This window comes from Paenibacillus helianthi (assembly GCF_001909055.1).
Classification (GTDB): Bacteria; Bacillota; Bacilli; order Paenibacillales; family Paenibacillaceae; genus Paenibacillus_AQ; species Paenibacillus_AQ helianthi.
This window is the reverse complement of record NZ_LVWI01000001.1, coordinates 98,558-112,862: the sequence shown is the minus strand read 5'-3', so window position 1 is coordinate 112,862 and position 14,305 is coordinate 98,558. Positions and strand designations below refer to the sequence as shown.

Annotated in this window: 9 protein-coding genes; 8 read left to right on the top strand and 1 reads right to left on the bottom strand. The window is 49.6% G+C overall.

What is annotated here, in order from left to right; genetic code table 11:
• Window positions 1-17 precede the first annotated feature (17 nt).
• Complete coding sequence (locus tag A3844_RS00400; RefSeq protein ID WP_244169649.1) at window positions 18-1,364, top strand: sensor histidine kinase; 1,347 nt, start codon at window positions 18-20, stop codon at window positions 1,362-1,364.
• Window positions 1,365-2,156: 792 nt separating this feature from the next.
• On the opposite strand, the gene A3844_RS00395 is transcribed toward A3844_RS00400, so the two are convergent.
• Complete coding sequence (locus tag A3844_RS00395) at window positions 2,157-2,642, bottom strand: DUF6803 family protein (RefSeq protein WP_074083447.1); 486 nt, start codon at window positions 2,640-2,642, stop codon at window positions 2,157-2,159.
• A 145-nt stretch (window positions 2,643-2,787) separates the two neighbouring features.
• On the opposite strand from A3844_RS00395, the gene A3844_RS00390 reads away from it, so the two are divergent.
• The 7 genes from A3844_RS00390 to A3844_RS00360 all read left to right on the top strand — a co-directional run bounded on the left by A3844_RS00390 (window position 2,788) and on the right by A3844_RS00360 (window position 14,219).
• Window positions 2,788-3,465, top strand: coding sequence for an HAD family hydrolase (locus A3844_RS00390; RefSeq protein ID WP_074083446.1), 678 nt, complete (start codon window positions 2,788-2,790; stop codon window positions 3,463-3,465).
• Between the two features lie 458 nt (window positions 3,466-3,923).
• Window positions 3,924-5,837: a threonine--tRNA ligase gene (gene thrS / locus A3844_RS00385; RefSeq protein ID WP_074106539.1), complete on the top strand. Its 1,914-nt coding sequence runs from the start codon at window positions 3,924-3,926 to the stop codon at window positions 5,835-5,837.
• A gap of 178 nt (window positions 5,838-6,015) precedes the next feature.
• Window positions 6,016-6,618: a GNAT family N-acetyltransferase gene (locus A3844_RS00380; protein ID WP_244169648.1), complete on the top strand. Its 603-nt coding sequence runs from the start codon at window positions 6,016-6,018 to the stop codon at window positions 6,616-6,618.
• A gap of 127 nt (window positions 6,619-6,745) precedes the next feature.
• Entirely contained in the window at window positions 6,746-7,180 is a 435-nt protein-coding gene (locus tag A3844_RS00375) for an SRPBCC family protein (protein WP_074106250.1), read from the top strand.
• Between the two features lie 274 nt (window positions 7,181-7,454).
• A complete protein-coding gene (locus A3844_RS00370) occupies window positions 7,455-8,966 on the top strand; it encodes a hypothetical protein (RefSeq protein ID WP_143186151.1) in 1,512 nt (503 codons plus the stop codon).
• 11 nt (window positions 8,967-8,977) lie between these two features.
• Window positions 8,978-9,736 (top strand): DUF6063 family protein, encoded by a 759-nt coding sequence (locus tag A3844_RS00365; RefSeq protein ID WP_074083443.1) that lies wholly within the window; start codon window positions 8,978-8,980, stop codon window positions 9,734-9,736.
• A complete protein-coding gene (locus A3844_RS00360; RefSeq protein ID WP_074106249.1) occupies window positions 9,723-14,219 on the top strand; it encodes a coiled-coil domain-containing protein in 4,497 nt (1,498 codons plus the stop codon). The genes A3844_RS00365 and A3844_RS00360 overlap by 14 nt, the downstream gene beginning before the upstream one ends.
• Window positions 14,220-14,305 lie beyond the last annotated feature (86 nt).

Below are 14,305 nucleotides of genomic sequence, written 5' to 3'. Positions count from 1 at the left end.
AACTGGGAGTTGTGATCATGTCAGTGTTTGTGATTGTTTTGCTGTTTCTGGGGATAGTCATCGACCGGATGTTCAGCAGCTTTTATTATAAAGAAATGCAGACTGAAACGAATGAACTGGCTTCACATTTCACTGTGATGGCTGAATCCAAGGATACGACAAGCGAACAAATGATGCGTACCTTTGCTGAATTTTCCAATGTGAGTATTTTTAACATTTCACGGGACCGGAGCGTTAGTTTTCACTCAGGCTTGCATAATTCGGATGACCGGTCATTTATTCATGCTGCAGATCTGGAACGGATTTTTTCCGGCAACAGTGTGAGCTTTCTCTATAAAGATCCCGGTGGAAACCGCTATTTCGTGACAGGACAACCCATTAAGGCAGGCCAGACCATCAGTTCAGCGCTTTATGTCATGTCCTCTACAGCAAGTATGGAGCAATCCATAGATTCGGTGCGGGTTATCCTGCTGCTCTCGGGAATGGGGGCTTTGGTGCTGGCGCTGGGAATCACCTGGATTATTGCCCGGGTGCTGTCGCGTCCGTTGGTGCAGATGCAGAAAGCAACCCGCAAAATTGCGGCAGGAGAGCTTGAAACCCGGCTGACAATCAGCAGCAATGATGAGATCGGGTTTCTAGCGGCTGCAATCAACGATCTGGCCATCGACTTGCAGCGCTATCGAGACACCCGGCAGGAGTTTCTGGCAAATATCTCGCATGAGCTGCGGACACCGATCACCTATTTACAGGGCTATGCCAAGGTAGTGAAGGGTGAATTATACGAGACGGATGAAGAAAAAAATCTGTATCTTGATATCATTGACCAAGAGGCCCACCGTATCCAGCACCTGGTGGATGATTTATTTGAGCTCGCCAAGATGGAGGAAGGTAAAATTCCGCTACACCTGGAAGATGTGGACTTGAAGCCGATCGTGGAGCATGCAGCCCGCAAGCTGGAATTAACGGCCAAAGAAAAAGGCCTCAGTATTACAGTTTCTTATAGCGGTCAAGCTGTTGAAGTTCGCGGGGACCGCAAACGGATGGAGCAGATTGTCATGAATCTGCTGGAAAATGCCGTGCGCTACACCGATGAGGGCGAGATTAACGTCCAGCTGAATTCTACACCCGACGCCGTACTTTTCATCGTAGAAGATACCGGGATTGGGATTCCTGAAGACGAGCTTCCGTATATCTTTGACCGCTTTTACCGGGTGGAGAAATCCCGCTCACGACAGTATGGAGGTACGGGCCTTGGCCTTTCTATCGTGAAGAAGCTGATCGAGCTCTTGGGCGGTTCGATCCGCATCACCAGTACATATGGTGTGGGCACCCGCTGCGAGGTCAGGTTTCCAAAACATAGTTGAGAACAGTATCAATCTTACTGTGAACTAAAACTAAATAAACCTATTTATATCCAATTGAATTCGACCGAATCGAACTTGATTGAATGGAGTCGAATCTATTCTGAATGTTATAAGTTTCGCATAAACTTTTGGTTTTCAGCATAATAAAGCCTGCACTGGTTTGGATTTTCCTCTGTACTTTCACGAGTGTTGCGGACCGTATATCCCTTATTTGGTCGGATCAGGCGATTCATTAGATCATACGGACACAGATGACGTTACGTAGCCTGTTCCTCTTCAATTCAGGAAGGAATGCACGAAATAACGCCTCCTGAGTCCGTATATGCTAAAGAAACAAGTGTATTCGCAAAATAACGCCTTCTCTGTCCGTAACATTCTGCATTCTTAGACGATAACGAGTTACCAGATCACATTATGTTCAGCCTAAATGCTTCTAAGGTCCCCATACATTCTATGTATTTTATAATTTCATAAGCAATAAAAAAAGAACGCGCAACCACACGCGTTCTTTTCCATTTTCCTATCCCTATGGATGGAAAATAAATAAAAACTTTGAGAAAGGTGGAGAGTAACGGAGGGGATTTTGGAACTGTAGGAGCGGCAGCGTCCGCCTGAAAGCTTTCCGAAGGAAAGCTCGCATCGGAAGCATATACTGTCTGCGGATTTCAACCGCTTATTGCGGTTCAATCATAGAAATCTGCAGACAACAGCGGCCGAAAGTCCAAACATTCCCGCAGTTACGGCTATATACCTTTTCGCTCGTTCTATTTAATTTTCACATCCAACCCAATCTCAATGACTCATCCCAGCCATCCCGCTCATTATCTCAGGATTCACCATCCCGAAGATCATCGCGATATGCGCTACCACAAGAAAGCCGCTGATCAGGATGAAATGTAGTCTCAGCTTATTTTCCTCACTTTGCTTACGGGCAATAAGTCCAAGGTCCAGCAGGGCAAGGGGCAACAGGAAGATGACCCCGCTCAAGTAAAAGCTTACCGCCACTACGTCAACCCAGGTATGCCATTCCCCGTTTGCGGTAATCGGAACAAAGGCGGTAGGGAATAAATACAGAAACACTCCTGTAAAATACAGCCCGGCAAGTATGCTGCATGCCCGGTTAAACGCCCTAAGCGGCCCGTTGAGATTTTTGGTGAACAGAATAATAAATTCGGTCACTGTGATTGTCTCTGCAAAGATGACCGGAATCGCCATAAAAAGAATCAAATTCCATGGCTGATTGTCCGTTAGCAGGGACATGTAATGCGTCATGTTCATGTTAGTTCCTCCATTAGATTAAATAACTGCCATGATCATGTTAGTAAATAAGTGTGTGGAAAGTATGGAGAATCGAAGGTATGATAGTTAAAGCTGTAGAATCACGCAAGTAGCAATTGATCGTGAAGGGAGCACTGCGTAAGTAATGGAGAGACTGCAGAGTATTTTATTTGATCTGGACGGCACCTTAACCGACCCCAAAGAAGGGATCACCAAAAGCGTAGAATACGCGCTGGGCAAATTCGGAATTACCGTGGAGCATCCGGACCTGCTATTGCCCTACATCGGACCGCCCTTATACGATTCTTTCATAGAAATCCAGGGCTTCAGCGCTGAGAAAGCGGCCCAAGCCGTTGAATACTACCGCGAACGGTACCGCACACTGGGAATGTTCGAGAACGCGGTAATACCCGGTATCCCGGAACTGCTTGAGGAGCTGCAGAGTAAAGGTTTCAATCTATACGTAGCTACTTCAAAACCAACGGTATTTGCGGAAGAGATTATCCGTCATTATGGCCTGGACTCCTATTTCAGACATGTAGCTGGAAGCAATCTGGACGGTACCCGCTCCAAGAAGAAAGAGGTTATTCAGTATGTGCTGGACGAGAATCACATTCCTCCGGAAACAGCGCTGATGATTGGAGACCGCGAGCATGATATTATCGGTGCCAAAGCCTGCGGGGTAGCCTCTATCGGAGTCATGATCGGCTATGGCTCGGAAGCGGAGCTTCAAAGTGCCGGGGCGGATCATATTGCATACAATGTGAAAGATATTGGTAATATTATCTCACGTATTCACGATAATTTAATTGACGTGAAATAATGCTGTGATCATACTTTTTCATCCGCAGGTTCAATGACTGGTGAAAAGTCTTTTTATTTGAGTGGTTGACATTTCATAAATGACATGAGTATTATGTAACCAGCAACACCATATCCAAGGCAATGACCAAAGACATGATATCCTTCGCGGACTGGCCAGAGAAAGAAGTGAACGGTGAGAGCTTCTTACAGAGACCGGCAGGATGTTACCCCTTTGCAGCCGTGGCACTGAACCTTCCCTGCTGTTAGGGAGGCTGTAAATGCCACCGTTTTATCCCCGATAACGGATACCAATGAGGATCTAGTATATTATTCTTCCGCCGAACAGCCGGGGGTCGAACGTTGCAGATCAAATTAGGGTGGAACCACGAGCCAGAACGCACTCGTCCCTTTCCGGGAGAGATGCGTTTTTTTGCGTTCTATAACACCAATAAAATCGAAGAAATGGAGGCCACAATCATGGAGATCAATGTAACGCTGCCGGATGGAACAATTAGGAGGTACGCACGCAGCACCACGATTGCGCAAATCGCGGAATCGATCAGCCCTAGCCTGAAGAAGCAAGCAGTAGCAGGCAAAATCGACGGTAGACCCGTTGACTTACATCAACCGGTTGAATACGACTGTCTCGTTGAAATCGTGATGCCGGAAAGCTCAGATGGACTGTCTATCCTGCGGCATAGCACAGCACATCTCATGGCTCAGGCCATCCAACGTATATATGGCGTACCGAAGATTAAGCTGGGCATTGGTCCGGTTATCGAGGACGGCTTCTACTACGACATCGACACAGCTCAACCGATATCCATAGATGAATTCGCTGCAATTGAGCAGGAGATGCAGAAGATCATCCGGGATAATCTGCCGATTGTCCGGCGGGTCGTCAGCCGCAGTGAAGCAATCGAGTTCTTTGAAGCAAAGGGTGAACCGTTCAAGGTAGAACTGATTCACGATTTGCCGGAGGACGCAGAGATCAGCCTGTATGAGCAAGGGGAGTTCACAGATTTATGCCGGGGACCGCATCTGGTTTCTACAGGCCAGATCAAAGCCTTTAAGCTGCTGAGTGTAGCCGGAGCCTATTGGCGCGGTAATTCCGATAATCCAATGCTGCAACGGATCTATGGAACGGCTTTTTACAAGAAAGCGCAGCTGGAAGAGCATCTGCACATGCTGGAGGAAGCGAAGAAACGTGATCACCGCAAGCTGGGTAAGGAGCTGGGACTCTTCATGTTCTCCGAAGAAGCGCCTGGCATGCCTTTCTATTTGCCCAAAGGAATGATTCTCCGCACTGAGCTGGAGAACTTCTCTCGGGCATTGCAGCGTGAACGGGGATATGACGAGGTCCGCACACCCTTGATGATGAACAACCGGATGTGGGAGCAGTCAGGCCACTGGGACCACTACAAGGATAACATGTACTTTACTCAGGTGGATGAAACGAAATATGCGCTGAAGCCTATGAATTGTCCAGGGCATATGCTGATGTTCAAAAACAGTTTGCATTCCTACCGGGAACTGCCGATGCGTATCGCAGAGTTTGGCCAGGTGCACCGTCATGAATTTTCAGGAGCGCTGAACGGGATGATGCGGGTCCGGACCTTTTGTCAGGATGACGCCCATCTGTTCGTGCTTCCTAAGCAGATCGAAGAAGAAATCGGTGGTGTACTGGAGCTGATCGACTACATCTACAAAGTATTCGGTTTCGAATACAAGGTAGAGCTGTCTACACGGCCGGAAGACTATATGGGTTCGGAAGCGTTATGGGATCAGGCGGAAGCGTCGCTCCAAAGGGTACTGGATGAGCGTGGAATAGAATATCGGATAAATGCGGGGGACGGTGCGTTTTACGGACCAAAGATTGACTTTCATATTCAGGATGCACTGAAGAGAAGCTGGCAATGCGGGACCATTCAACTGGATTTCCAGATGCCGGAGAAGTTCGATCTGACTTATGTCGGTGAAGACGGCGAGAAACACCGCCCGGTCGTCATCCACCGTGCCATCTATGGCTCCATTGACCGGTTCATGGGGATTCTTACGGAGCATTTCAGCGGTGCTTTTCCACTGTGGCTATCTCCGGTGCAAGTGAAGCTGCTGCCAGTCTCCGAACACTATGCCGATTATGCCTTTCAGGTAAAAAAAGAACTGCTGGCTGCCGGAATCCGCGTCGAACTGGATCTGCGGAATGAGAAGTTGGGTTACAAAATCCGTGAAGCCCAGCTGGAGAAAGTACCGTACATGCTTGTGCTTGGTGAGCAAGAGCAGAGCTCCGCTATGGTAGCCATAAGAAAACGTGAGGGCGGCGATGCCGGAGTCATGACCCTATCCGAGCTTGTCCGGCGAATTGCAAGTGAGATTGAGGGAAGAGGATAGGATTTCTTCATTAATATGCCTGCAAAAATAACGGCCTTGTGCAGCTCCGTTTTACACAAACGGGGCTGTTTTTTTATATGAATGAGGCAGACAGAGATAATATATGTAATATATAATCATATGAGGGTTCCCTTCTGCGGGGATTGGCTGGCATAATATGTCTATAGGAGGCATCTTCGTGATTTCCAACAATATCAAAGAACTTATCGGCACTAGTATTAGAATGGTTCCTATGGAAGCCGAGCATAAGGCCGAACTGGTTGCTATTCTGATCTATCCGCAAATTTGGGAGTATACCTGGCGCAAAATTACCTCTGCCGCACAAGCGGAAGGATTAATAGATACGGCTCTTGCCAATCAGGCGAAGGGGACGGAGCTCCCTTTTGTCATGATCGAACAATCCACAGGCAGGATCGCCGGCACATCGCGAATTATGCACATCGATCACATTCACCGCAACGCGGAAATTGGCTGTACCTGGATTTCACCGGAGTTCTGGCGGACAGCTGTTAATACGGAAGCCAAGTCACTGCTGCTGCAGTATTGTTTTGAATCCTTGGGTTTCATCCGGGTCAATTTCACTATCGTAGGGGATAACCTTAGATCTCAACAGGCGATCGAACGTATTGGTGCGGTGAGGGAGGGCGTTTTGCGCAAACACCGGATCACTGCGGAAGGCTCTATTTTGGATACCGTACTGTACAGTATCATTGACGACGAGTGGCCTGCGGTGCAAGCAAATCTGCATTACTTGCTTCATGTGAAGTATGCAGAACATTAATTATGGTAAATAATAAGATGAACAAGTTTGAGAATATAGCAATCAAAAAGAAATGTAGTACATACCTTTTTGCTATAATAAAGGTTGTAAGTAATGTATATATCTCAGCCATCAAGGAGGTTATGTGTTGGAAACAGGTAAGCCGGTAACAATAACAGTGGAAACAATCGTTCATTCTCCCGTTGAAAGTGTGTGGACCTATTGGACAGAGCCGAAGCATATCACGCAGTGGAATACCGCTTCCGAAGACTGGCATACGCCATATGCCGAGAATGATCTGAAGGTCGGGGGTAAATTCCTCTCCAGAATGGAAGCCAAGGACGGAAGTTTTGGGTTTGATTTTACCGGAGTATACGACAATGTGAGCATTAACGAGGTCATCTCCTATACGATTGCTGACGGCAGAAAAGTGGAAGTCAAATTTTCCCGCCAAGATAACGACACGAAAATCATCACCGTGTTCGATGCGGAAACGATCAATGCCGTCGAGATGCAGCAAGCCGGGTGGCAGGCAATTCTCGATAATTTCAAAAAATATGTGGAAACATCTCCAGAAGAATAGAATATTCCATTCTTAGAAGCGCATGCCGGTGTTGGCATGCGCTTTGCTGTGTCTATATTAGTAATAACCTGATACTTATCAGGTTTATTTATAATGCATTTATATTTTTGCAAATAGCCAGAATTCTATATCATTGGTATAATAGAAACATATATTCCCTAGTAGCATATAGCCCATATTCCACCCTTCTTGGGGCAGATATGGGTTTATGTTATTTTATGAGGTTTACTAGAAAGTCTTAAATTACGAAGTGATGGCGAGGTTAGAGTGAAGCATGAACTGGAGTGATTTTGGAGAACGGAACAAACGTCTCAATCCCTTATGGACCTTGGGGGCGGGTATGAATCTCGGCGAGCTGCAGCCTTATAAGGAAATGGTTGCATTGAGCGTATTGCTGCAGGTCTATTATCTGGAACTGGAATCCAGTGAGCTTAGAGCCAGGGAGGATATCGTGGAGCTGGCCTGGAGTTCACTCGAGCGGTTCAATATAACCAAACTCGGTACTGCCGAATCTGTGGAACGGCTGGTGGATGGTCTGCTATGGAGCGGGAGCGGCGGAGATTTCGAAGCCTTTTATTATGATGATCTGTCCCGGCAGATGGCGGTGCAGAAATACAAGTACTTTACTGTCGATGAAGACGCTACCCGCACCAGCTGGGAGGAGAGCGGCAAAACCGTATACCGGCTGTCCGAATATGCCATGGAGCTGATCTTCATGAGCCATGAGATTATAGAAGAATTTCAGATCAGCATCAAGCTGCTGGAAATTCAGATGCACATCAAGCATGGACGGGTGACGCGCGCGATGCAGGATGTGGGTGAACTGATCTCGCGGGTACGGAAGATGACTCAGCAGCAGCAGGAATACCGCAATGCGCTCCGCCGCAATCCGAAGCACATATTCAGTGAATACGGTGTGATGCGGCATCAGCGGCTGGAGGAGATCCACCTGCAGTTTGATGAAGAGCGCAAGCATTTTGATAATATCCACCGCTCACTGGCACGTCTGGCCAATGATGAGAAGGATGTTATCGACTTCAATGAGCTCCGTCAGCTTTCGGAAAGAGTGGAGCTGTCGAGACGGGTGCATGATGAACTAGCCGAGGTGGTCCTGAGCATCTTTGAGGCTGAGACGAATCTCAGGCTGAATTTCCCAGAGCTCTTCTGGGGAGCGGGCGGCTTTAATTTCCGTACGAATGTCTGGGAGGAATGGGTCAAAGCCGATGGCTTGCCGGATGCGGACAGCCTGGAGCTGCTGGTTAGCGGACTGTTTGCCCCTAATCAGGATTTTATCTATCCGCTGGCCTGGGCATGGGAAGAACAGGAGGTCGGGTTCCTGCCTGAAGACGCATTGGATGAGCCGGATGAAGCTGGTGAAGAAGAGAGCATCTCCTATACGCCTAGATCTATACCATGGCCGGAGGTTGCTGAGCTGTGGCGTCCTGTTTTTATAGGACTGGCAGATCACGGCAGCTTTACTTTCTCAGCAGAAGCTTTCACAGAGGAGCAACAGCACAAATGGTCGCTTACACCGGATGCAATCGATCTGTGGGTGCAGTTCTTCCATACTGAAATTACAGTCCAGGAGCAGGACCCGGATAATAAGCAGGGCGGAGCAGCAGATGAATGCCAGACCTTAATCCAGCGGCTGCTGGGGGCAAACCCTGATTTGGAGGTGTTGCGCGGTAAGGTGCTGCGTACAACGATTCAGGGCAATAATAGCCCAAGTATCTCCTGGCCGGGCCTGGAAATGAGTCCGTATACCATCACTATAATCGAGAGGTGAGATGTTACAACATGAGCTATTCACTCGAACAATTGCAGCAGGCCTCACGGCTGTTTTTCGACCTGCTTCGCCGCAAGGTGATCTCGCTGGATGATCCCGCAGCCGCCGAGTGCCTTCAGGATACTGGAGCCTATGATGCGCTGCAGTACATGGCCAAAGAAGGAGGCTGCCGGATTATGAATTCCGGACACCGCCTGCATCTGCTGGTCAATCCGCTCGGCTCGGGTTTTGCCAGCAACTTCACCCAACTCCGGAACAAATATTCACGGATTGAGCGTAAAACCCATTTACATATCATCAACATCATCATTCTGGTGTTCCTGGCCGAGATGGATCAGGATGAGCACCACTTCAAGCCGGGGCAGGACAGTATGTCCTATATTCAAATCTCCGACCAGGTATCCTCGCTGTTTCAGGCGTGGGTGGAAATGGATGCTGACGGGGGCTTCAGCAAGCAATGGCGCCTGGACATTCAGGCGATGCATAAGGTTTGGACAAGCCTATACATGCAGACCAAAAGCCAGGAGGAAGGCGATTCCCTGACCCGGGGGGCAGGTTCCCGGATCGGCCTGATTCATGAGGGGATGAAGCTGCTGGAGGAAGAGCATCTGGTATTCATATCGGAGAATGAGAAGCGGATCTTCCCGCGGGAAGAATTATATGAAAGAATGCGTTACCTGTACCATGATGTTGACCGTTATAAGGAACTGAAGGCACTTACCCTACGCACCTTGACGGAGAAGGAGGGGGAGGCCCATGCCGCGTATTGAACGGATCCGGATTGCCGGACTCAAATATGAGAAGATGCTCAAAAAGTATGACGATATGGTTCTGGACCTAAGTAATGATGAGGGTCCGGCGAACACGCTGATTACCCTGATGAACGGTGGCGGTAAGGGAGTGCTGCTGCAGTCGATTTTTCAGTTGCTAATTCCGAAAGCGGCCTGGGGTAAGGACAACGAGAACCAGGTAGAAGCATTTTTCCATAATCACAAAAAACAGCTCAAGCCCTACACCTTCCACGTGGCTATTGAGTGGCGGCTGGACAACAGTGATCGTAACGAGTATATGACCACAGGCATTGCGATGACGGCCCACAGCTCTGCGGATCAATTGGAGATCAAGGTCGACTATCTGCTCTACGCGTTACTAGATTATGAAGAGCATGCAGAACTTACGTTATCTACCTTGCCTCTATATGATGCCAACGCGGGAGGCCCTGTTAGCTTCGATAGTATACAGCAGTTCGTGCGCGACCGGCGGGGCGAAATTGCCTCCTTCGGAAGTCACAGCTCAGATCTGAAAAGGTACTATCATTTCCTGGCGGAACGGGATATCCATATCGGTGAATGGCGCAACATGCGGCGGATCAATGGTGAAGAGGGTGGTATTAAAGGGTATTTTCAGAAAAATGATGCCTTTACGAACCAGAACTTATTCGAAAAGCTCATCATTCCCGAAATCGGCACCAGCCTGAACGAAGGTCTGTCTGAACAGGAGGGCTCCCTTCAGAAGATGTTCATGGACGCGGCGATTATTGCGCAGAGACTGCCGATGCTGGAGCAGCGGGAGAAGGCGTTTGCCGAATTTACTACATTAGCAGCACCGCTATATGAACTGGTGAAACAGGGGATGGAAGCGGACCGGAGCTACCGTGAAACGGAGCTGCTGGGACGGCAAATGTACACGGTCATACATGATGAATTGAAAGCAGCCGAGGAAGAGCGCCGCAAAAAAGCAGACGAGCTGGTGCTGCTGCACCAAGAGGCCCGTCAGCTGCGTTTTGAGGGAGATAACCTGAACTACCTGCGCAGCAGAGAGGAAGTTATCCGGAAACAGGAGGATTTCAAACAGGTTAGTGACAATCTGAACAGGGCCCGTCAACGGCTGGAAGATTCGAAGACCAAGGAAAAGGAGCTTGAAACCGCCCTTTATCTGGCCCGCCGGAAGCTTCAGCTCCGTCAAATGGAACAGTGGCAGAAGGAAATAGAAGCCATCGAAGGCTCCCTGGAAATGAAGGAGCGCCAAGAGGTGGTGCAGGCTTCGAAGGAGAGCCTACGCAAGCAGTGGGCGGATGTATTCAAGTTGTGGCAAGAGCAGATTTCCATGTTCAGCCGCCGCCAGCATTCATTGACTGCTGAAGAGGCGGGGGTTCGCAAAGAACGGGAAAGCTTTTTGCTGGAGCTTGGAGGGTTGGACAGCCGGATTAATGAGCTGACCGCTTCTATCCGCCAATACACGGAAGCGCTGGGAGTGTTCGCTTCCCGCCATGGGCAGGAAGCCGCCCATTCTCCGGCAGCGTCGCTTCAGCGGGCCATCGCTTACGCCAGAAGTTATGCTGACAATATCAGCGCGCTGAACGAACGGCACAAGGCTGCGGATGAAGACCGCTTCAATTTGCATAAAAAACAGACTCAGCTTAGCGAGAAGCTTCTCAGTCATGAACAGCAGGAGAGCGAGCTTCAGTCGCAGCTGGATGTACAGCTGAACAAAGAGTCTCAGCTTTGGTCTCAGCTCGTGGTGCTGCTGGAGCTGTATGAGGAGCATAATGTGCTGGGCGCTACAGGCTTGTTCGAAGCGAAGGCCGCCGTACAGGAACGTTTCATCCGCAGACTGGATGAAGCTGAGGTGCAGACCAAAAGGCTCAGAAGAGAGTATTATCATCAGCTGCTGGATGTTGAACTGCAACATGAAGCGTACTGGCTGCCGAATAGTGATCTGCTGACGGTCAAGGACAGGCTAGATTCGCTGAAAATCAGCTCGATGCTGGGCAGTGCCTTCCTGAACGATCAGCCCTACCTGATCCGGGAGGAAGAACTGGATCGTAATCCTTTACTGGCTTACGGCCTCATCATTAGTGAACGCGAGGCTGCCAAGCTGCAGCCGGACATACTGAAGGATCTGCTGCTAAAATCAGCGGTGCCAATCTTCATCCGCGAACAGATGGCGCAGCCTGCGGCGCAGCCCTTCCTCGTGCTGGACGGGCAAGGTCCGCAAATGGTGCTGCAGCCGGACCGTTTTCTGGAATGGAAGCAGGGGATTTCTGCCAGACTGAAGGAACAGGAAGCTGAGCTGCAGGATGCTGAAGGTTATCTGTCCAAGCTGAAATCCGCAAGGCAGGAATATGAACGGTTATTCCAAGGTGAACATTCGGTTAGTCTGAAGGGCAAGCTGAATGCACTTGAGGGTTTGCTAAACGAGGTGCGCACAGCTATAAGCGCACTGAATACAGAAATCAGTGGAAACGAAGAAACAATAGCGATGATCGTGAGAGAAGCCGCCGAATGCGAAGCTGGCAAGGCCGAGCAGGAGGACAGAGCGGCAGCACTGCGCGAATGGAACGAACGGACCAAGAAGCAGGAACAGGATTATAAGGACAAGCAGAAGGCGCTTGAGCGCAAAGGGGATCTGAATAAAGAGATCACAGGCAAGGAACACCAGCTCGCACAGCTTAAGGCAGAATTGGACAGCATCGCCCTTGAGCGGGAAAAATGGCTTGGAGATACCCGATATTCATTATTCCCGAGACTTCAAACCTGGTTTCCTGAGCTGGCCTTCCCGGACGGGCTTGAGGTTTCAGTTAGTGGGATTCAAGAAGAACTTTCGGAATTCCTGCCTGATGCTACCGTTCAGAACAAGCTGCTGGAGACACTCAGCACTCTAGAAAGTCTCCAGCAATCCCTAAGCCGCAATGAGCTGGAGATCCGTACGAGATCGGCACAGATTAAATCAGCCGCCGGGCAGCTGGCTGAGCTTGAGACGGCGGTCCAGCAAATAGACCCTGACTGGCGCAAGGTACCGGAACCCGTTGACACTCCAGACTCGATTATGTCGGCCAAAGCGCGTCAGAAGAGCGACACCGGGATTCTGGACGAAGACTATCAGCATCTCCGTGATTCCTTCGTCCGCTGTCAGACCGAGCTGGATAACCTTCAGAAGCAGCTGGCCAAATTGGAGAGGTCGATCAAGGAGAAGCATGAAAGGTCGGCTGAGCAGTGGCATGATCCGCTGGACCTCAAAGAAGAAGAGATTAGAGAACGGTCCCGGGAGAATGAATATACGCTGAATAGCTGTAAGCTAAAGCTGACTTCCCTGGATCAGTGGCTTCAGACGCTCGGGAGCCAGAGTAAAATCATGGAAACTCATGTGGAAGGGCGGCTGCAAATGCGGGACATTCCTGAGGAGGTCCAGCATCTGGTAAGAGAGGAATGCGAACGTACGGTGAGTGATTGGCTTCTGCGCAGCAGGGAGAGCCGCAGTGAACGGAGCGAAATTTCGCGGAGAGTTAAGGAAGAGAAGAACGCACTCAGCGGCAAGCTTGCCAAGAGCGGCTGGAATGCGGAGCTGGAGGTTAAGATCCAGGAACGCCTGAACACTGTTCACTGGGAGGATTTCTCCATTGCGCTTCAGGTGCTGGACTCCATGCTCCAGAGCTCGCAGGACCAGATTGAGAGCATCCGCAGTGATAAGGAAGGCATGGAGCTCTCCCGCAAGCTGTGGGTCGGACGAGCTGCCAAGCGGGTTGTGCAGATCGTCGACATTCTGAAGCGGATGGAACGCCGGATGATTATCCACAATGAGAATGGTCATGCCTTCCCGTTGGTGCGTTTGAACTATAAGAACATTAATGTTCCGAAAACCACAGAAGATATCGAACCGCTGGTCAGCGACTACTTCAACAACTGCATCAGCAACCTGCTGGAGAAATTCCCGAAGATGGAGCAGGTTCCGGCAGCAGCGCTCAAGGATCTGATCAGTGACGGTAAGATTGTCTATGCCTCGATGCAGAACCGTTTCCCGGTCTTGCAGGTTTACAAGCCGGTTACAGAGAACTATTTCTTATATGCAGCTCCTGAGGAGTACCACTACTCCGATTGGGAAGTCATCAACCGTGGTGCGCTGGATGAAGCGGTCGGCAGCGGCGGACAACGCCAGTCGGTCCAGCTGCTGGTGGCGATGATGATCATGACCCATAAACGGGTCAACCGCGAGAACAAAGGCTGGACGGTCTTTTTATATGACAATCCCTTTGGTGAAATGGTCTCCAACAACGTACTCGATCCGGTATTTGAAATCTCCAAGGCACTTAGGTTCCAGTGGCTGATCGTTACGCCGCCGGAGCTGGTGAAGAATGATGTCAGTATCCGGTTCGGTGTGTACTGGCAGCTGTATTTTGGCGGTGAAAAGGGAGAAATGCTGGAATCCACGCTTATAAAAGGCGGACGCAAGCTGATTCCGGCAACATTGTTCTAATTAACGGGGCATTCAAGGGGGCGGTGTTGGACGGAATCGCCAAACCTGAAAAAAGACGACATTTCATTCCGAAACAAATGAATGAA

Coding starts and splice junctions, on each gene's coding strand:
- A3844_RS00400 (WP_244169649.1), top strand. CDS start 18: ATGTCAGTGTTTGTGATTGTTTTGCTGTTTCTGGGGATAGTCATCGAC.
- A3844_RS00390 (WP_074083446.1), top strand. CDS start 2,788: ATGGAGAGACTGCAGAGTATTTTATTTGATCTGGACGGCACCTTAACC.
- A3844_RS00370 (WP_143186151.1), top strand. CDS start 7,455: ATGAACTGGAGTGATTTTGGAGAACGGAACAAACGTCTCAATCCCTTA.
- A3844_RS00395 (WP_074083447.1), bottom strand. CDS start 2,642: ATGAACATGACGCATTACATGTCCCTGCTAACGGACAATCAGCCATGG.
- thrS (WP_074106539.1), top strand. CDS start 3,924: ATGGAGATCAATGTAACGCTGCCGGATGGAACAATTAGGAGGTACGCA.
- A3844_RS00365 (WP_074083443.1), top strand. CDS start 8,978: ATGAGCTATTCACTCGAACAATTGCAGCAGGCCTCACGGCTGTTTTTC.
- A3844_RS00360 (WP_074106249.1), top strand. CDS start 9,723: ATGCCGCGTATTGAACGGATCCGGATTGCCGGACTCAAATATGAGAAG.